The organism is Microcoleus sp. w2-18bC1 (assembly GCF_036700365.1).
Lineage (GTDB): Bacteria > Cyanobacteriota > Cyanobacteriia > Cyanobacteriales > Microcoleaceae > Microcoleus.
In genome coordinates this window covers 68,447-87,084 of sequence record NZ_JAUBOS010000003.1, presented here as the reverse complement: position 1 = coordinate 87,084, position 18,638 = coordinate 68,447, and the positions used below count along the sequence as shown (strand labels likewise).

Annotated in this window: 17 protein-coding genes; 10 read left to right on the top strand and 7 right to left on the bottom strand. The window is 47.4% G+C overall.

Annotation, left to right across the window (positions count from 1 at the left end; genetic code table 11):
- Positions 1 to 205 precede the first annotated feature (205 nt).
- Both QT979_RS03565 and QT979_RS03560 read right to left on the bottom strand, forming a co-directional pair.
- Positions 206 to 1,552, bottom strand: coding sequence for a COP23 domain-containing protein (locus QT979_RS03565; RefSeq protein ID WP_333212936.1), 1,347 nt, complete (start codon positions 1,550 to 1,552; stop codon positions 206 to 208).
- Entirely contained in the window at positions 1,542 to 1,706 is a 165-nt protein-coding gene (locus tag QT979_RS03560; RefSeq protein WP_333212935.1) for a hypothetical protein, read from the bottom strand. Before QT979_RS03560 ends, QT979_RS03565 begins: the two co-directional genes overlap by 11 nt.
- A 128-nt stretch (positions 1,707 to 1,834) precedes the next feature.
- On the opposite strand from QT979_RS03560, the gene QT979_RS03555 reads away from it, so the two are divergent.
- Together QT979_RS03555 and QT979_RS03550 are read left to right on the top strand one after the other, a co-directional pair.
- On the top strand, positions 1,835 to 2,041 hold the full coding sequence (locus QT979_RS03555; protein WP_333308186.1) for a hypothetical protein: 207 nt from the start codon (positions 1,835 to 1,837) through the stop codon (positions 2,039 to 2,041).
- The gene (locus tag QT979_RS03550) at positions 2,031 to 2,210 is read left to right on the top strand and encodes a hypothetical protein (RefSeq protein WP_333308184.1); all 180 of its coding nucleotides are present in this window, start codon (positions 2,031 to 2,033) and stop codon (positions 2,208 to 2,210) included. The genes QT979_RS03555 and QT979_RS03550 overlap by 11 nt, the downstream gene beginning before the upstream one ends.
- Here QT979_RS03550 and QT979_RS03545 read toward each other — a convergent pair.
- Positions 2,191 to 2,799, bottom strand: a complete 609-nt coding sequence (locus QT979_RS03545) for a COP23 domain-containing protein (RefSeq protein WP_333308182.1) — start codon at positions 2,797 to 2,799, stop codon at positions 2,191 to 2,193. The genes QT979_RS03550 and QT979_RS03545 overlap by 20 nt on opposite strands.
- Before the next feature lie 680 nt (positions 2,800 to 3,479).
- Here QT979_RS03545 and QT979_RS03540 point away from each other — a divergent pair.
- Entirely contained in the window at positions 3,480 to 4,085 is a 606-nt protein-coding gene (locus QT979_RS03540) for a hypothetical protein (RefSeq protein ID WP_333212932.1), read from the top strand.
- A 138-nt stretch (positions 4,086 to 4,223) separates the two neighbouring features.
- On the top strand, positions 4,224 to 5,600 hold the full coding sequence (locus QT979_RS03535; protein ID WP_333308181.1) for a cytochrome P450: 1,377 nt from the start codon (positions 4,224 to 4,226) through the stop codon (positions 5,598 to 5,600).
- A 539-nt stretch (positions 5,601 to 6,139) separates the two neighbouring features.
- Here QT979_RS03535 and QT979_RS03530 read toward each other — a convergent pair.
- Entirely contained in the window at positions 6,140 to 6,427 is a 288-nt protein-coding gene (locus QT979_RS03530; protein ID WP_006632921.1) for a hypothetical protein, read from the bottom strand.
- A 494-nt stretch (positions 6,428 to 6,921) separates the two neighbouring features.
- Here QT979_RS03530 and QT979_RS03525 point away from each other — a divergent pair, with 494 nt between their 5' ends.
- The 3 genes from QT979_RS03525 (at position 6,922) to QT979_RS03515 (ending at position 9,442) form a co-directional block, all read left to right on the top strand.
- Positions 6,922 to 7,182 (top strand): MoaD/ThiS family protein, encoded by a 261-nt coding sequence (locus QT979_RS03525; RefSeq protein WP_333213508.1) that lies wholly within the window; start codon positions 6,922 to 6,924, stop codon positions 7,180 to 7,182.
- A 500-nt stretch (positions 7,183 to 7,682) separates the two neighbouring features.
- Positions 7,683 to 8,981 (top strand): threonine synthase, encoded by a 1,299-nt coding sequence (gene thrC / locus QT979_RS03520; RefSeq protein ID WP_333041631.1) that lies wholly within the window; start codon positions 7,683 to 7,685, stop codon positions 8,979 to 8,981.
- Positions 8,982 to 9,166: 185 nt separating this feature from the next.
- The gene (locus QT979_RS03515; protein ID WP_333054763.1) at positions 9,167 to 9,442 is read left to right on the top strand and encodes a MoaD/ThiS family protein; all 276 of its coding nucleotides are present in this window, start codon (positions 9,167 to 9,169) and stop codon (positions 9,440 to 9,442) included.
- A 227-nt stretch (positions 9,443 to 9,669) separates the two neighbouring features.
- On the opposite strand, the gene QT979_RS03510 is transcribed toward QT979_RS03515, so the two are convergent.
- The 3 genes from QT979_RS03510 to QT979_RS03500 form a co-directional block, all read right to left on the bottom strand.
- Positions 9,670 to 11,544: a ribonuclease J gene (locus QT979_RS03510; protein WP_333213510.1), complete on the bottom strand. Its 1,875-nt coding sequence runs from the start codon at positions 11,542 to 11,544 to the stop codon at positions 9,670 to 9,672.
- A 267-nt stretch (positions 11,545 to 11,811) separates the two neighbouring features.
- Entirely contained in the window at positions 11,812 to 12,735 is a 924-nt protein-coding gene (gene dapA, locus QT979_RS03505) for a 4-hydroxy-tetrahydrodipicolinate synthase (RefSeq protein ID WP_333187328.1), read from the bottom strand.
- Positions 12,736 to 12,842: 107 nt separating this feature from the next.
- Entirely contained in the window at positions 12,843 to 13,886 is a 1,044-nt protein-coding gene (locus tag QT979_RS03500; RefSeq protein WP_333213511.1) for an aspartate-semialdehyde dehydrogenase, read from the bottom strand.
- Between the two features lie 564 nt (positions 13,887 to 14,450).
- On the opposite strand from QT979_RS03500, the gene tig reads away from it, so the two are divergent.
- From tig to clpX, 3 genes are all read left to right on the top strand, one after another.
- Entirely contained in the window at positions 14,451 to 15,866 is a 1,416-nt protein-coding gene (gene tig / locus QT979_RS03495) for a trigger factor (RefSeq protein ID WP_333213513.1), read from the top strand.
- Between the two features lie 522 nt (positions 15,867 to 16,388).
- Positions 16,389 to 17,078: an ATP-dependent Clp endopeptidase proteolytic subunit ClpP gene (clpP, locus tag QT979_RS03490; protein ID WP_333041644.1), complete on the top strand. Its 690-nt coding sequence runs from the start codon at positions 16,389 to 16,391 to the stop codon at positions 17,076 to 17,078.
- 9 nt (positions 17,079 to 17,087) lie between these two features.
- Positions 17,088 to 18,431 (top strand): ATP-dependent protease ATP-binding subunit ClpX, encoded by a 1,344-nt coding sequence (gene clpX, locus QT979_RS03485; protein ID WP_333054758.1) that lies wholly within the window; start codon positions 17,088 to 17,090, stop codon positions 18,429 to 18,431.
- The last annotated feature ends 207 nt before the right edge of the window (positions 18,432 to 18,638 follow it).

Below are 18,638 nucleotides of genomic sequence, written 5' to 3'. Positions count from 1 at the left end.
AAAAATTGGAATTGGATTAATGTAAGAGTAATTTTATAGCTTCCGTGTTCCAAAAAATCATTAGTTCTATTATGTCAGTGATAAATAAGGAAAATATCTCAATTTTTAAGCTAATAAGTAGTTGTTTGAGAACCCCGACTTTTTTCATGAGTCGGGGTTCTGTGTTTACGCATTACTAATCCATCTCAAATCTCAAACCCCAAATCTAAAATTGTTCCAGCCGTTCCCTAACATCTATATAAGGCACAGTACCGCTTTCAGAAAGAGAAGGCACAGCCTTTTGATTCCGCAGCCAAACAAAAAAACTGCTCAGTGCAGGAGTCGGATCTTGATCGCGCCGCAGGGTGTAGATCAAACCTTCGCAAGGCCCATTAACACGGCTAGTCGTGCAAATCGCTTTCTGGTTATTTACCATACCCACAGTCACATAATTTAGCTGTTTATTTCGGTTATAATTCTCAAGGCGCTGAGTGACTTGTTGGCAGCGAGTTAGAGGATCGTAGCCCGAACTAGAAAAGAAATTGGAACTCCAGCGAATCCAAGGCTCCCTGAAACCTTGCGGATTTTGATACACAGTCACCGGCTCGCCCGTTGAGGTATCGCAGACAAATCCTCCATAACCCTGATTCGGTTGGTTTTGATCCGAGGCGCTGCTGATAGAAAGATTGCTGAGAATATCAAAACCGTTATGCTTATTTTGTGATAGCAACTCCCTAAAAGCATCGATCGGGATTGCCGCGTTCAACCCCGTTTTTATCTCCTCAATCTGACCGTTCCACTGACTCCTAATTGTGCCAACAGTATCCCCCTGGCCGTGAATTCCTACCACCCTGCCATCAGCATCAAATACAGGCCCGCCGCTCATCCCGCGCCTGGTTACAGCTTGGTAGCGCAGACGATACCCTGATGAGGCGCTGCCTAAGCGAGAAGAGATGATACCAGCAGTAAACTCAAGTTTTCGTTCAAATCCCGAAATAGGCAGCGGATACCCAGAAACATAAATAGCAGAACCAACAACAGCACGTTCTGACTCGCCCATTGGTGCTACTGGATACTGTTCTCGGCTCTGAAACTGTATCAAAGCCAAGTCTATATCCCTGTCATTTTTCGGTAAGCGCTGTATTCTAATCGCAGCATAATCCTTCTCCAAATGAGTGCGAATGCTGTATTTTTGAGCGAGGCTTGCCACCACATGATTAGCTGTCAGAACAGTGTAAATATTACCCTGTTTGGCAATAATTACTCCCGATCCACTAGCAAAAAAACCCAGTGTATTGTTGACTTCCACAGTTGTCAAAGTCGCTAGCTGGGCAATTTCTTCGGCTGTTTTGGCACAGGCAGCATATTGTTGGCTGACAACCGCCGTCACTGTTAATGCACCTGTCAAGATGATTGTCAGCGCGTCAAACCGCAAACTCCACACATTCATCGATAACTCCCTTTCTGGAGACGAGGCGAACTGCAAATATATACTAATCGGAATTCCCCAACAGGATTTAACCTTTTTCTCCGATAATTCCGCTGTTGGTTCACTTCCATCTTCATTCTTCATAGACGCCAAAATTTGAATCTCGATACTTGCCCCTACCGTTAATCTTAACCAAGAAACCTTTGGCATTAAAAATCGGGCTGCCACTCGTACCGATTTTAACCTCATTTGTATAGCCCAAGCTATAACCTTGAGGCAAAGATTTGGGTAGCAGCACCAAAACGAAGCCCGCGTCAATCGATTTTAGATTTTAGATTTTAGATTTTAGAGGCGACCCCACGGATAAATGCGGGGGCTTGAGGATTTTCGATTTTCGATTTGGGATTGACTCCACGGATAAATCACGTGGCGGGTACCACCTTTGAAATTCGTGGTCAGCGAAACTCCCAACCTCAGCACCCGCAGGAAAGCCTACTGCCAACACTGGCTCAGACACCGCTCCTGGCTCAAAGCTCAATGGTGCTATTTTATACTCGATCGCGCTGCGAAACTGAAAGATCGCCCGATCGGTATTGCCCAGCCGTCTCGGAACTCCTAGCGGTTGGTGGATGAGGCCGTCGTCGGTGACAAGTCCGATCGCCACAACCTGCTAGTTAGTCAGCACCCTATAGGTTTAGCCCTGCTGCCGGACGATCGTCCCAGAACCAGGAGACATTCCCGTCGGGATGCGTACCGCTGTTTGACCCGCCAAAGTTGCCACATCAATCCTTGGAATTGGTGATGGGATGGAAAATTTGCCAATCTTTAAGGCTGTCCGAACGGTGGGGAAAAGGGGGTAGTTGCGCCTCATCATCCATACTTTCCCCTAGCTTTTCGCTGACATCAATGTAAGGAATTTTACTGGTTTCATCAAAAGACGGCATCCCGACATATCCTTGGCGCCAAGCCAACAAATTATACAAAGAGCCAATCGGGTCTTGGCCGGGTCTGAGGGTATAAATCAAATTTTGACACCGCCCATTAACTTGATTAGCCGTGCAGATGACGTTCTGGCCGTTCATTTGGCCCGCAGTAATGTACTTAAGCATTCGTTGGCGGCGATAGATTTCGAGGCGTTGACTCACTAATTGACACCGAGTTGCCGGATCATAGCCAGAACCGGAGAAATAATCGGAAGTCCACTCAATCCAAGGCTCTACAGCACCTTGAGCGTTTTGGTACACCGTCACCGGCGCACCGGTCGAGGTACTGCACCAAAATCCACTTTCCCCCGATGCTCGCCGACCGTAACTCGGTTGAGAAGCAACCGTCAGGCCGCTGAGGGCGAGCGCTGTTGCCACAAAAACTTTTGTCAATAATTGCTGTTTCATGATTTTTTCACTGTGTTTTTATGAGATTCGGCACAAAAATCACCGAATGCTGCGATAACACCCTTGACACGCCTGTTCGTTAAAGATCCGCTGACTGAGGAATTATGTGATTCGCGACTTGACCAGAAACCAGTTTTTTTTACGAAAACACTTCGTTGCAGCCCTTATGCCTGGTTAAAAAACCCGGTTTTTTTGCTCTTGATGCGTAAGTTTTGATATTGTTCGCGACTTGCACGTTCCCTCTAACCGCCATTTCGGCGCTGTTAAAAAAGCGCTCCGAAGCCGAGCTTAAAATGCCCGCGCAAGTCGCAATTCTGTCCTCATTACTACTAATCAAACTCAGGCTTTTACCAACCGGAAGAGGCTTTTCACCTCAGACCTTGGAAAGGATCGAGTTGCAACGGTACATCACACCACTGACAAGGTATTTGATATCACTTACGAGCTGGGTCGCGAGCTTGATCTGCTGAGACAGGTAAACTACGGGGTTACGCCATCGAGGGGTAAAACCCCTCTTACCTGATCTAACACTAAAATCCAGGTATTAACAAGAACTCTTAACTTGTTTTCATCTCCGTACTGCGGGAAATACTTCTAAGTGAGTGTAATCAGGGTCTAAGTGCTTTCTACCACCAAAATTTACCCTCCATACACTGACGTTTAGTAGAGTATTAAAAACTATGAACCGTATCTGCAAACAGTTAGGATATTTAGGCGTTTGGTTGATTTTGATAGGCGGTAGCAGTTGTTCTAGCTCAGATGCAGCTACCTCAACCGAAAACCAGAGCCAACTCTCAACAAGCGCCCGTCAGTTCCAACACCTACAGCTAATGGGAAATCAAATTGAGGCTCGATCGAGTCAATTGACGCAACCTTCTAACTCTGTTGCCTCAGTTTTAGGCAGTGCTACCATCTCAGAAAATACTGTCACCGTTACGGTTTATAAGGTAGATAATTTGTGTCAAACTCTGAAGCTGGAAACAGTTACAGGCCCAGAGAGCCAGTTAATGTCATCGGCAGTTAATGAAGTGTTAAACCAGCAGATTTTCGATAGTCTTGGTTTGGCTGGTTATCGCCTCACGATCAATCGCGACCTCGGAATAGCTACCGTGGATCTTCGTGCATCGGGAAGTTCACGGCAGAAATTGCAAAATCTGTCCAGTTGTCAAATGTTAGGTTTGTTCGGGGGCGTGCGCCAAACTTTAACCAGTTATGCTCCTTGGCAAATCAAAACAGTTCGTTTTACAGAGCTTGGAGAGGATATTTTGAGCACAGTTCGAGAATAAGCTATTAAAATTATTGGAGATGGGACTTACACAATTCTCCCCTTAAAAACAAGGGTTGGGAGGGATTGAATAAACCTTCAAACCCTGTGAAGTTTTTTGATGCTGCTAAGTTCTGTGACCCAAACCCAGGTAATTCCTATGACACTACCTAACGGCCCCACAGCTCCACCCTTGGTGCAGCTAATTCAATGGATCGGCGATCCCCTGACATTCATGGATAAATGTGCCAAGCAATACGGCGACATTTTCACAGCTCAATTGGGCAACATCGAGCCATTGGTGATGATCCACCACCCGCAAGCTGTCCAAGAGATTCTCAACAGCAACGCGTTTCACGCTCCAGGCAGCCTGAATAGTATTCTCAAACCCCTGCTGGGAGAACAATCTATGATTATGCTATCGGGAGAAAGGCACAAACGCGAGCGCCAATTATTGATGCCACCTTTTCACGGGGAACGGATGCGGAATTACGGTCAACTAATTTGCGATATCGCTCAAGATGTTGCCAGCAAGTGGTCGGTCGATCGACCTTTTGTGGCCCGCAGCGCGATGCAGGAAGTCACCATGCGGGTAATCTTGCAGGCTGTCTTCGGTCTGGATGACGGGCCGCGGTTACAAGCACTCAGGCCCTTACTTGCCTCAGTCCTTGATATGACCAACTCTCCCCTGCGATCGAGTATGCTATTTTTCGGCTGGATGCAGCAAGATTGGGGTTCTTGGAGTCCTTGGGGACGCATGAAACAGCGGCAGCGGAAAGTTGAGGAACTCATCTATGCCGAAATTGAAGAACGCAGACAGCAACCAGACGCCAGCCGCACCGACATTCTCAGCTTAATGATGGCCGCGCGCGACGAAAACGGTCAACCAATGACGAATGAAGAATTGCGTGACGAGTTGATAACGCTGCTGTTTGTAGGCCACGAAACCACAGCAACGGCCCTAGCTTGGGCATTTTACTGGATTCACCACTTGCCGTCGGTGCGCCAGAAGTTGCTGCAAGAATTGGACAGTTTGGGGAAAAATCCCGACCCGATGGAGATTTTCCGCTTACCTTACCTGAGTGCAGTTTGTCAGGAGACGCTGCGAATTTACCCCGTGGCAATGCTGACGTTTCCGCGAGAAGTGCTCGCGCCCGTGGAACTGATGGGACATCAACTCGAACCGGGCACGGTTGTCGTCGGCTCGATTTATTTGACCCACAGACGAGAGGATTTGTATCCAGAACCGCTGCAATTTAAACCGGAACGGTTTTTGGAGAGGCAATTCTCGCCTTACGAGTATTTGCCGTTTGGAGGCGGCAGTCGCCGCTGTATCGGCTTGGCGCTGGCGCAGTTGGAGATGAAACTGGTGCTGGCAACCATTTTGCGCGATTTCGACCTTGTATTGGCCGAGAAAAAGCCCGTACAGGCCAAACGCCGAGGGGTAACTTTAGGGCCTGCCAGCGGCGTGCGGATGGCCCTGCTGGGGCGGCGGATGCGGCAGCAGAAGCCTGAACCTGTCGCTACTGGGGTTTAAAGTCGCAGCGGTTACAGCGGCCGATCGAACTTTTTGCTGTGAGTGCTCACCATTTAGGGAGAAGGTGCGATCGTCCGCCAATGCCACCATTTTTTGTAGCACCCGCTACAGATAAATAGCTAGAATCCTTAACCTGTAAGCCTCCCCCCTCTCAATTTTCAAATTCTCAGTCTAAAATAATAGGAGCCTTGCAAACACAGCCTGAAAGCAAAAGTGGGTGATTGCAATAGTCCTCTTGATATCTCAAAAGCCTGCCTGCCATACTTTAAAAACATATGCATACCCTGTTATTCAGCAAGGTCGGAAGCGCGTTGGCATTGCCAGCAATCTTCCGGCCTCTTTATTTTTTGGGTTACTTAAGGCATTGGAGACAAGATGCAGAAGGCAAAGCAAAAGTATAAATTCTCCCCCTGTCCTCATCTCCCCCTATCCCCAATCTAGAGCTTGTGCCTCTAATTCCAATAGAATCCGATAGCAAGTTTAAGGAATCACTAAGGAATAATTAATAACTTGTTAAATTATCTCCTTTTGCCCTTATCTCAATCTTCAGTTTTCAGAAATTCCGATACCGAGACCGACTTTGGGAGACTCTCCAGATCTTGAATTTCGCTTTCGTGGGCAAAAAACTCGACTTCTTTGTCATCAATCTGGATCTGATAGCTAGCGGTAGCTGTCACAACCCGTCGCTTTTTTTTATCTTCTATTAAAACCCAACACACGACAGGTCTTACCCATCTCTCAACGTGCTGGCTTTGCTTCGTACTCCCAAAGGCATACCAGCCTTTAGCTTCAATAATTTGAAGCACTTTAAAATCGTTATTTGCCATATATCTCTATCGCATTAACTTCAGTATTGTTCTTAGATAAAAAGGCTATCTTGCTAAGCAGGGTAAAGGTTTGAACATCCCCAGCCGCACTTGATAACCTGATTTTTTGTCAGGAGAATCGGGTTGACAAGGCTTTGTATGCGTTGTGGCCCGCTAAATGTAGTGCGAGCTTTTTGTACTCTCCCACAATTACCGTAAAGTATCTATACCGCATCCTCAAAAAATATTCTCGCATTAGCCTCAACAGCAGCTAACTAGACCTTAGCTAGCTGCATATAACTGGATGCCAACTGCTTCTAACGCCTGGTTGGTGAGAGTGATCGGCATACAATATTGTTAAGACTTTTTGCTGTAATCAACTATCATCTTTACCCGATGGGGTAAAACTTAACTAGAGGTTGCCGCTTTCAATTCTAAGCCTCGGCGCGCCTAATTCCTAATTAATTGTATGGTGTAGTTGATAATTGCCAAACCGTCGATCGCACTCAACAGCCGTGTCTAACTCTTCTATTACCATCACCGTTAAACTGTTCGCCGCCTTCGGTGAAGCCTACGGCGTTTCGGAACTTACATTAGAACTTCCTCCCGAAACCCCAGTGTCTCATGTGCTCGAAAGCTCGATCGCCCAATATCCTCAATTAGAACAATGGCGCGATCGTACCCGCTTCGGCCTTAACCTAGAATTCGTCTCCCCCGACACCATCCTCCAAGACGGCGACGAAGTTGTACTCATCCCTCCCGTCAGCGGCGGGTAGGCTAAGTTGGTTAATCTGAAATGTTGCACCATTCTCAATAAGCTTTTTATGAACAGGCTTTCCGGCCTGTTCCACAAGAGATGAATTTTATTGTGGAACAGGCCGGAAAGCCTGTTCTTGAGATTGGTGCCACATCTCAGTTAATCAAAAATTCGAGGTTTTGTAGTTGTGTTCGATCGCACGACGGCCCAATTGTTAGCCCAAAAAAGATTTATTAAGTTTTGTAACAATTCCGTCGTCAAATCATCCTTGAGCTCGCTCAGTCTCGCGTGCGGGTCTGACAATCTGGATTAAGATCCCGATCCAGAAAAAAAGCCAAATCCTTGTGGGGTGGGCGTCTCGCCCGCCCAAATATCAAAGTAAAATACACCACTGTTTAACTGAAAAGTCACTGAAAAATCAATCCCGACTAAAAAAGTCGGGTATGGTTGACGCACTAATTTGAGCGTGGTATTCTGCGAAAAGAATTAACAAACATCGCAAAACTAGAGAGTTGAGCTATGACCCAGGCCACCAGAACACAATCCACAGCAGCAACCTTCACAGCCCTTAAATGTAAAGAATGCGGCGAAGAGTACGAACTCCAAGCCAAGCACGTCTGCGATTGCTGTTTTGGCCCGCTTGAAGTCAAGTACGACTACGACGCCATCCGCCGCACCGTCACTCGCCAAACCATCGAAGCCGGCCCCAACTCGATCTGGCGCTACCGCGCATTTTTACCAGTCGCTACAGATAACGTCATCGATGTCGGCACGGGGATGACTCCTCTATTAAAATCCCACCGCTTGGCGCGCCGCCTTGGTCTAAAAAATCTTTATATTAAAAATGATGCTGTCAATATGCCCACTCTCAGCTTTAAAGACAGAGTGGTGTCAGTCGCCCTCAGCAGAGCGAGAGAATTGGGTTTCACAACGGTATCCTGTGCCAGCACCGGCAATTTAGCTAACTCTACGGCTGCGATCGCCGCCCACGCCGGACTCGACTGCGTAGTCTTCATCCCCTCCGACTTAGAAGCAGGCAAAGTCCTCGGCACTCTGATTTACAATCCAACTGTCATGGCAGTTCACGGCAACTACGATCAAGTTAACAGACTCTGTTGCGAAGTCGCCAATACACATGGCTGGGGATTTGTCAATATCAACTTGCGTCCCTACTATTCCGAAGGCTCAAAAACCCTCGGCTACGAAGTTGCTGAACAGCTAGGCTGGCAATTGCCCGATCACATCGTCGCTCCCCTTGCATCCGGCTCTTTGTTCACAAAGATTTACAAAGGCTTTAATGAATTCATCGAAGTCGGTTTAGTGGACGAAAAGAAAGTCAGATTCAGCGGTGCCCAAGCTGACGGCTGTTCCCCAATCGCCCAAGCCTTCCGCGAAGGTCGCGATTTCGTCAAACCGGTGAAACCGAATACAATTGCTAAGTCGATCGCGATCGGCAATCCAGCCGACGGTATGTACGCCTTGGAAATCGCTCGCAAAACCAACGGCAACATTGAATCCGTCAGCGACACCGAAATCATCGAAGGCATGAAACTGCTAGCAGAAACCGAAGGCATATTCACTGAAACCGCAGGCGGCACGACAATCGCAGTCTTGAAGAAACTCGTAGAAGCAGGTAAAATCAATCCCGATGAAACCACCGTCGCTTACATCACGGGCAACGGTTTGAAAACGCAAGAAGCAGTTCAAGGCTACATCGGCGAACCCATCACCCTCGAACCGAAACTAGAAGCGTTCGAGCGCGCCCTAGAACGTGCCCGCACACTCGAACGCTTAGAATGGCAACAAGTTTCGGTTTAATAAATAGTCATTAGTCATTAGTTATTAAGCTGTTGACTAATGACTGAGGACTACTGATTAATAGTCATCAGTCATTAGTCATTAGTTATTAGTTATTAAGCTGCTGACTACTGACTACTGACTACTGACTACTGACTACTGACTAAGGACTACTGACTAAGGACTACTGACTAAGGACTAAAAAAATGACCGTCAAAGTTTTAATTCCCACTCCCCTGCAAAAATTTACCAACAATCAAGCCACCATCGAATGCGCTGGCGATAACATTTCCGAACTAATTGAATCGCTGGAAACAAATTGTCCCGGCATCAAAAAAAGCCTGTGCGACGAAAAGGGAGAACCGCGCAGATTTCTCAACTTCTACGTCAACAGCGAAGACATCCGCTTTTTGGATGGCTCAAACACAGCCCTCCAAGATGGCGATGAAGTTAGCATTGTTCCAGCAGTTGCTGGTGGGTGATTTTGCAACCGCAGATGGTGGCCGATAAATACAGATGAACGCAGATAGAATTAATTACTATCTGCGTTCATTTGCGTTTATCGGCGGTTAAAAACTATTTTCTCACTTAGTGAGGAAATCTATTTGTGAAATCCCATCTAGGCTTGTAGTTGCGCTTGGGCATCCAAGCGCAACTACAAAACCTAAAACTCCTTTCTTGGTTCGCAGTGCGTCCGAGAATTACCGCCCTAAGAAGCTGCCCTTGCAGCAGTCCGGGGACGGCGCCGGCCCGTCACCTGATTGGCAGGAGATGGCAAGGATGGCGATGATGGCGATGGCGATGATGGCGAGGATAGTAGCTTAGGTGCTTCTAGGGAACCGGGAGATACTGCTGCTTTTTCCGATCGCACTGCTTCTTCAGGAATTTGCATCAGGAATACCAGCAGCGGATTGCTTTGCAGTTCCCGGCGCATCACCCGCTGAATTGCTTTTTCTATTTGGGTTTGCACTCCTACCCAGTCAATGTCAACTTGCGAGTCAGCAGTGGCGGGTTTGACAAATTCTGACCAGCGATCGCTCAAAACTGTTTCAATGGTTTGAGTGATTAATTTGATCACCTCCGCGCGATCGGCTGATGTCACTACACCTTTTAAGTGAACTTCTGGTTTGGCAACTAATTTGCCTTCCCAATTCAAAGCCGCCGCTACAGTTACAACGCCATCTCCGGCCAACTGCTGACGTTCCTTGAGGACGCTAGCTTTGACCACGCCCGATCGAGAAGCATCTACCAATTCAATTCCTGAAGGCACTTGACCAGCGACTCGCATTGAATTTTCAGTTAATTCTACGACATCGCCGTTATCAATAACCACCATATTGCTAGCGGGAATGCCCATGCTTTGAGCCGTCTTGGAGTGCTGGATCAGCATCCGGTGTTCTCCGTGAACCGGCAAGAAGAACTTAGGACGAGTCATGTTAATCATTAACTTTTGGTCTTCTTGACAACCGTGACCCGAAACGTGAATGCCTTTGTCGCGGCCGTAAACCACGTGTGCTCCCAGCATCATCAGTTTATCGATCGTGTTTACCACTGCGATCGTATTTCCCGGAATCGGATTAGCTGAGAAAATGACTGTATCGCCCTTTCTGATTTTCAGTTCGTGATGTTCGCCGTTAGCAATGCGAGTCATCGCCGCCATCGGTTCGCCTTGGGAACCCGTAGTTAAAATTAGTACCTTGTCTTCAGCCAAATTGCGGATTTCTTTCAGCGGTTTGAAAATACTATCTTCGCACTTGATGTAGCCGAGATTGCGGCAGTGAGCGATGACGTTAAGCATCGACCGGCCAACCACTCCGACATACCGATTGTTTTTCTTAGCCAAGTCCAAAACTATTTGCAATCGGTGTACCGACGAAGCAAAAGTCGTCAGCATCACTCGTCCCGGTGCTTGAGCGATAATTCTGTCTAAATTCGGCGCCACAGAACTTTCCGAAGCGGTAAAACCGGGAACTTCCGAGTTAGTAGAATCGCTGATCAAGCAAAGCACGCCTCTCTCGCCGTACTCGGCCAGCTTTTGCAAATCAAAATGCTCGCCGTCTACAGGAGTGTGGTCAATTTTAAAGTCTCCGGTGTGGATCACAATTCCGACAGGAGTGTGAATGGCCACAGTAAAACTGTCTGCCATCGAGTGAGTGTTGCGAATGTATTCGACTAAGAAATTCTTGCCAATTCTGACAGTATCCCTGGGTCGAACCGTTCTCAATTCAGTGCGGTGAGACACTCCGGCTTCTTCGAGTTTTCCGGCTAGCAAAGCCATCGCCAAACGGGGGCCGTAGATGACCGGAATTTCAAATTGTTTGAGGTGATAAGGGATACCGCCTATGTGGTCTTCGTGACCGTGAGTCACGATCATACCTTTAATTTTGTGGCTGTTTTCCCGCAAGTAAGTCATGTCTGGAAGGACAATATTTACCCCGTGCATTCCATCTGTCGGGAACGCTAAACCGGCATCTAAAAGAATGATTTCGTCGCCGTACTCGAACACACAAGTGTTTTTACCGATTTCGTGAAGCCCGCCGAGGGGAATAACTTTTAGAGCAGATGCAGTTGTATTTTTGATCATGCGTATCCTTTGTTAGTTATTTTTGTTATTGGTCTGTGGTCTTTGGTCTGTCGTCTTTCGTCTTTCGTCTACTGTTCGTTGGTAGGGCGATATTTTTCCAAATATTTATGGAAAAATCCCTGGCGGGTTTTACTATCCCGTACAGTCAGTTGTCTTTGGTCTTCATTCTTTTATCTTCAGTCTTTAATCCTTGACTGTTAGCTACTTACTAACACTTAATTACTAATGACTGATGACTCAGAACTAATGACTGATAACAACCAATATTCAGTTGTCTGAAAACTCGTTCTCGCTCGTCTTGCTAGCTGATACTGCTGCTAGCTGACTCAGTACGTCCTTTAACTTTTGAGTTACCTCAACGGGCGGATCGCACAGGGGCGGACGGGTGGAACCTACATCCCAGCCTTGAAGTTTAAGAGCTGTCTTGACGGGAATGGGATTTGTGGTGAGAAAAAGAGCTTTAAACAGGTCAAAAAGTTGCAAGTGAATCTGGGTAGCGACTTGAACTTGACCGGCCTCGAAAGCTTTGATCATCTGTTGCAGTTGCTCTCCTACCAGATGGCTGGCTACGCTAACTACACCAGATCCTCCTACCGCCAACATTGGCAAAGTTAAGGAATCATCTCCAGAATAGATGGCAAATTCAGGGGATGTCAAGCACCGAATTTGACTTGCTTGATCCAAGTTGCCACTTGCTTCTTTTACGGCCACAATGTTGGGGATTTCTGCCAATCGAGCCACCGTCTCCGGCAACATATTCTGACCAGTGCGACCGGGGATGTTATATAACATTATAGGCAATTCTGGAGCAGATTGCGCGATCGCCCGAAAATGATTGTACAAACCTTCTTGCGGGGGTTTGTTGTAATAAGGAACCACCTGCAAACAGCCGTCTAACCCGAGTTTAGCTGCTTTTTGGGTAGCTGCGACTGCTTCTGAAGTAGAATTCGATCCGGCTCCTGCGATTACCAACGCCTTACCGACCACCGCCTTTTGTACCACCTGAAATAATTCGTACTCTTCATCCCAGGTCATAGTGGGAGACTCGCCTGTAGTGCCGCACACTACCAAGCTATCTGTACCGCGATCGGCTAAATGAACTGCCAATTGTTCTGCTACCGCATAGTTAACACTGCCGTCTTCCTTAAACGGCGTAATCATTGCAGTCAGAACCCGTCCAAACTTTACCACACTTTCTCCGATTTTAGACTGTTGATTTTTGATTTTAAATTTTTGATTTCAGATGAAAGGTTTATCTAAAATCCCCAATTTCAATTTCCCAATTGCCAGGGTTCCCCCTAATTAGAAGCCACCGCCACTTGGGTTCGCAACAAATTTTTTTCTACCAGCAACTCAGCTATCTGCACCGCATTTAAAGCCGCCCCTTTGCGAATTTGATCGCCAGACAGCCACATCTCCAACCCGCAGGGGTGAGAAATATCTTGACGAATCCTGCCAACTAACACCTCATCCTTACCGCTAGCCTCGACAGGCATCGGGAAATAATTAGCTTGCCAGTCTTCTACCAGCTTAACCCCGCTTGCCTGCTTTAAGATTTCCCTGGCCTCGATCGCGCTAAACGGCTCTGCAAACTCTAGATTAATCGCTTCCGAATGAGCCCGCAGTACGGGAACCCGCACACAAGTTGCCGTAATTTTAATCTCGTCCGTACCAAATATCTTCCGAGTTTCGTTTACCATTTTCATCTCTTCTTCACAATACCCCAAATCGTTAATCGGGGTGTTGTGCGGAAACAAATTAAATGCTAACGGGTATGGAAATATATCTGTTTGGGGCGTTTCCCCCTGCAAAATTGCTCTTGCTTGAGCTTTCATTTCCTCCATTGCCCTCGCCCCCGCCCCGCTGGCAGACTGGTAAGTCGCTACAACGATGCGCTGTATCGGCCTAACTTTGTGAAGTGGCCAAACGGCAACCGCCATCAAAATAGTCGTGCAGTTGGGATTAGCAATTATACCTCGGTGAGTTGCTGCTGCTTGGGGATTGACTTCGGGAACCACTAGCGGTACCGTCGCATCCATGCGGAAAGCGCTAGAATTGTCAATGACCACTGCTCCGGCTGCCACTGCTTGCGGAGCCCATAATTTAGAAGTAGAACCGCCGGCAGAGGCGAGCACCAGATCTACATTATCAAACGATCGCGCCGAAACTGCTTCGACCGGCAGCATCTCGTCGCCAAAAGGCAAAGTTGTGCCTGCTGAACGTTCCGAAGCCAGCAGCTTCAAGTTAGAAATCGGAAAACTCCGGCTGTGCAATAGTTCTAGCAACTCGGCACCGACTGCGCCAGTAGCTCCTAAAATGGCAACTCGATAGGATTGAGACAAATTAGTTTCCTCCAAAAATTAAAGTCTAAAGGATCGAAATCAAAAAATTAAATAACTGCAATTCTCAATATCAAACTTAATTAATGTTATGCGATATCAGGAGCATGAGAGGATAGCAATGGTGCAGTTAACGGAAACGGCAGATCGAACTTCCCGATTGATCCGGGCGATCGTACCCAATGCCAGTTTAGCATCTTTCTGCCGCTCGCCCACGCCCAATCCGCATCCGGTTAAGTTTTGCGATATATCTGCATTTTCGCAGGCGCATCCATTGACCTTAACTAGCCGCAGAGACCGGCAAGATTGACATCACAGGGCGATATGTGCTATGGTGCATCGGCAATTAGTGGACTTCACCTCCACATTCCTAGCAGCAAAAGCTAGTATTCTCAAACCAAAACTATTTGGCAAGAGCCAAAAAAGTAGCCGGCAATGACTTACAGTCTCATCCGGTAAAGGTGTTGTAGTTGTGCCGTTACGAGTCAAAGCGTACAAAATTAAAATGCAGGCAAAGTCAGATTTGTATGTATTTTATGACACTATTGTTAAATATCACAAAAGCCGATGAAAGTAACCCAGGAAAAACTTCCAGCTAGCCAAATTGGTCTGGAAATCGAAGTACCGTCAGAAAAGTCAAAACAAGCTTACGAGCAAGTAATTAAACAATTTGCTCGCGAGGTTAGTATTCCTGGGTTCCGCAAAGGCAAAGTTCCCCGTCAAGTTTTGCTACAGCGCCTAGGCCAGAGTCGTTTGAAGGCGACGGCTTTGGAAAATTTGATTAATGATTCCCTGCAAAAAGCCCTAGAACAAGAAAAAATTGCGGCAATTGGCAGTTTTGAACTTCGCACCGAGTTTGAAGAATTATTAGAGAAGTTCGATCCAGAACAGCCTCTGATTTTTTCGGCGAAGGTTGATGTACAACCAGAAGTGAAAATGGGTCAGTACACAGGTTTGCAGCTTCAAGCAGAAGAAGCTAAGTATGATGAGACTCAGGTAGATGAGGTATTGGCAAAATATCGATCGGACAAAGCTACTTTAATCCCCGTAGAAGGCCGGCCGGCTCAGTTGGGAGACACGGCTTTGGTTGATTTCTCCGGTAGATTTGCAGAAGCAGCCGAAGGCGAAACTCCCGCAGAAATTCCTGGTGGCGAAGCAGAAGACTTCCAAGTAGAATTATCGGAAAATCAGTTTGTACCGGGCTTTATCCAAGGCATGATCGGGATGAATCCAGGAGAAACTAGAGAAGTTTCTGTGCAGTTCCCCGAAGAGTATAGCAGTGAAGAATTAGCCGGAAAACCCGCAGTCTTTACGATTACTCTCAAAGAACTTAAGGAAAAAGAATTGCCGGAGTTGGACGACGACTTCGCGCAAGAAGTCAGCGAGTTTGAAACTTTAGCCGAACTGCGCGAATCGCTCGAAACTCGGTTTAAAGCAGACCAAGAAAACAAGACATCCGCTAATAAGGAAAAAGCTATATCAGCAGCCCTCGTGCAGCTAATAGAAGTGGAAATTCCCGAAACAATGGTCGATCGCGAAATCGATTATTTGTTGAATCAACAAGCCGTCCAATTGAGAAATTACGGCATAGATATCAACCAACTGTTTACCGAAGAAAATATGGGCCCGATGCGGGAACGCTCGCGCCCGGAAGCAATCGAGCGCCTCAAGCAGAATTTAGCTCTGGCAGAAGTAGCCAAGCTGGAATCCTTATCTGTTGAACCAGCAGAAGTAAAAGCAGAAGTAGCAAAAATCAGAAAGCAGTTTCCCAAAGGAGATTTTGACCCCCAAAGGTTGCAGGAATTTGTAGCAGAAGACTTGCTCAAACAAAAAACCCTGAAATGGTTGGAAGAAAAAGGAACAATCGAACTCGTACCTGAAGGCTCTCTGACTCCTGCAGCAGAAGAATCAGAAGAATCGGACGCTGAAGATTCAGCAGAAGCAGCCACGAGCGTTGAAGTGGAAGTCGTAGGCGAAGATTAGGGCGCAGAATCAAAGTAGTAGGGACACCGCACGCCAGCCCTTCTTCGTGTCAACAAACACGTTAAACCCGCAGTCCGGCAGGGGTTTAAACCCCTGCCTCAAAGCTAAAGTCCTCGCTATGAGGACTGAATAATCCATTAGTCCTCATAGCGAGGACTTTAGCTATAAGCCCCGTGGAATTCATTCCCTGGCGGACTAGCGGGTCCACTGGTGGACTTGGCGGGCTGAAAGCTTAAGTGGACACTAATGGGGTATTGGAGTGTCCCTACGGCGGGGATAGATCGGGGGTATCTGAAGTGCGATCGAATTTTACGTTTAATGTCGAGCTACTGTTGAATTTGGGTTAAATAGTCACAAGATTTTTGCTCGACTATACCCAATGCCCAATGCCCCATTCCCCATTCCCCATTCCCCATTCCCCCGATATCTGTTCAGAAGAGGCATAATAGTTAAAAGCTGGCGGCTTAATTTAAAGCTTTCATCAGCAGCAGCAAATTGTCTAGAATCCTTGACTGGTGTCTTATGGTTGTATCTCAATCTTCCAATTACCTAATTACAAGCTATAACGATTTTGATGTCAGTTCCAGCCCCAGCAATGTAGTGCCGATGGTACTAGAACAGTCGGGGATGGGCGAGCGGGCTTTTGACATTTACTCGCGCTTGCTGCGGGAGCGAATTGTGTTTTTAGGAACTCCCGTAACCGACGAAGTTGCTGACTCAATAGTGGCTCAGCTATTGTATCTAGATGCCGAAGACCCAGAAAAAGATGTCCAAATGTACATTAATTCCCCCGGCGGCTCGGTGACGGCCGGCATGGCAATTTATGACACAATGCAGCAAATCCGCCCGGATGTGGTGACGATTTGTTACGGTTTGGCAGCGAGTATGGGCGCATTTCTACTGACAGCAGGAGCCCACGGTAAGCGGATGTCTCTTCCGAGTTCCCGAATTATGATTCACCAGCCGCTTGGAGGCGCTCAAGGTCAAGCAGTTGATATTGAGATTCAAGCCAAAGAAATCCTTTATCATAAGCGTAAGCTGAATCAACTGCTAGCGCACCACACGGGTCAACCGATCGACAAATTAGAGGCGGATACAGAGCGCGACTTTTTTATGTCAGCCGAGGAAGCCAAAAATTACGGTTTGGTCGATCGAGTTATCGCTAAGGAAAACCTTCCGACGGCGGGAGAGAATGTCACTGCACTGAATTAAGAGGCTGTTATGTCTAAGTACGACTCCCATCTAAAATGTTCGTTTTGTGGCAAGTCTCAAGAGCAAGTACGCAAGTTGATCGCAGGACCAGGGGTGTATATCTGCGACGAATGCGTTGACTTGTGCAATGAAATTTTAGATGAGGAGTTGTTTGATTCGAGTGCAGTACCCGCAGCGGCGGTGGCTCCGAAGCAGGAAACGACGCAAAAGCGCCGCGGTACTTCGGGCAAAAGTATGTCGCTGAGCCAAATTCCCAAGCCCAGGGAAATTAAAAATTATCTCGACGAAAATGCGATCGGGCAAGATGAGGCGAAAAAGGTGCTCTCGGTGGCAGTTTACAACCACTACAAGCGCCTCAGCTTTATCCATGCAAAAAATAGCGGCAAGCACCCGCCGGAAGAAGTAGAACTGCAAAAATCGAATATTTTGTTAATCGGGCCGACGGGCTGCGGAAAAACTCTGCTAGCTCAGACTTTGGCAGATATGCTGGACGTGCCGTTTGCTGTGGCTGACGCGACGACGCTGACGGAAGCGGGCTATGTCGGGGAAGATGTGGAAAATATTTTGCTGCGGCTGCTGCAAGTAGCAGATATGGACGTGGAAGAGGCGCAGCGCGGAATTATTTATATTGATGAAATTGACAAAATAGCCCGCAAGAGCGAAAATCCTTCGATTACGCGGGATGTGTCGGGTGAAGGTGTGCAGCAGGCGCTGCTGAAAATGCTTGAGGGGACGATCGCCAATGTACCTCCCCAAGGTGGCCGCAAGCATCCCTACCAAGACTGCATCCAAATTGATACCAGCAATATCATGTTTATCTGCGGCGGTGCTTTTGTCGGTCTTGAGAAAGTGATAGAGCAGAGAACGGGTAAAAAGTCAATGGGTTTTATTCAGCCCGGAGAAGCTCAGCCGAAGGAAAAGCGGGCTGCTGATGTACTCAAGCAACTGGAACCGGATGATTTAGTGAAGTTTGGGATGATTCCTGAGTTTATTGGGCGGGTGCCTGTGGCTGCGGTGCTGGAACCGCTGGATGAGGAAACGCTGATGGCGATTTTGACTGAACCGCGCAATGCTTTGGTTAAGCAGTATCAAAAGCTGCTGAAGATGGATAATGTGCAGTTGGACTTTAAGCCGGAGGCGATTCGGGCGATCGCCCAGGAAGCATACCGCCGGAAAACTGGAGCACGGGCGCTGCGCGGAATTGTCGAAGAATTGATGTTGGATGTGATGTACGAGTTGCCGTCGCGCAAGGATGTTGCCCGGTGTACGATTACTAAGGAAATGGTCGAGAAGCGATCGACTGCTGAGTTGTTGGTACTTCCGTCTTCGCTGCCCAAGCCAGAGTCAGCTTAAAAGTAGATATTCCCAATCACTAGGTGACTCTAATTCAACCTAAAACTTTTAGGGTATTAAGGAACCTAGAAGGGCTGCTAGTCTTAGCAGCGCCCCTACTACAAAAACCGGGTTTCTCGGTTTTTTTTAGTGATCTATAGCAATCCTCGCATCATTTGTGAATGTCTTACTCCCTCCCCTTGGTAAGGAGAGGGTTGGGGTGGGGTA

Excerpts from the sequence above, each read along its gene's own strand:
- QT979_RS03565 (WP_333212936.1), bottom strand. The coding sequence starts at position 1,552 with ATGAAGAATGAAGATGGAAGTGAACCAACAGCGGAATTATCGGAGAAA.
- thrC (WP_333041631.1), top strand. The coding sequence starts at position 7,683 with ATGACCCAGGCCACCAGAACACAATCCACAGCAGCAACCTTCACAGCC.
- clpP (WP_333041644.1), top strand. The coding sequence starts at position 16,389 with ATGGTTGTATCTCAATCTTCCAATTACCTAATTACAAGCTATAACGAT.
- clpX (WP_333054758.1), top strand. The coding sequence starts at position 17,088 with ATGTCTAAGTACGACTCCCATCTAAAATGTTCGTTTTGTGGCAAGTCT.
- tig (WP_333213513.1), top strand. The coding sequence starts at position 14,451 with ATGAAAGTAACCCAGGAAAAACTTCCAGCTAGCCAAATTGGTCTGGAA.
- QT979_RS03530 (WP_006632921.1), bottom strand. The coding sequence starts at position 6,427 with ATGGCAAATAACGATTTTAAAGTGCTTCAAATTATTGAAGCTAAAGGC.
- QT979_RS03540 (WP_333212932.1), top strand. The coding sequence starts at position 3,480 with ATGAACCGTATCTGCAAACAGTTAGGATATTTAGGCGTTTGGTTGATT.
- QT979_RS03545 (WP_333308182.1), bottom strand. The coding sequence starts at position 2,799 with ATGAAACAGCAATTATTGACAAAAGTTTTTGTGGCAACAGCGCTCGCC.
- QT979_RS03515 (WP_333054763.1), top strand. The coding sequence starts at position 9,167 with ATGACCGTCAAAGTTTTAATTCCCACTCCCCTGCAAAAATTTACCAAC.
- QT979_RS03510 (WP_333213510.1), bottom strand. The coding sequence starts at position 11,544 with ATGATCAAAAATACAACTGCATCTGCTCTAAAAGTTATTCCCCTCGGC.
- QT979_RS03535 (WP_333308181.1), top strand. The coding sequence starts at position 4,224 with ATGACACTACCTAACGGCCCCACAGCTCCACCCTTGGTGCAGCTAATT.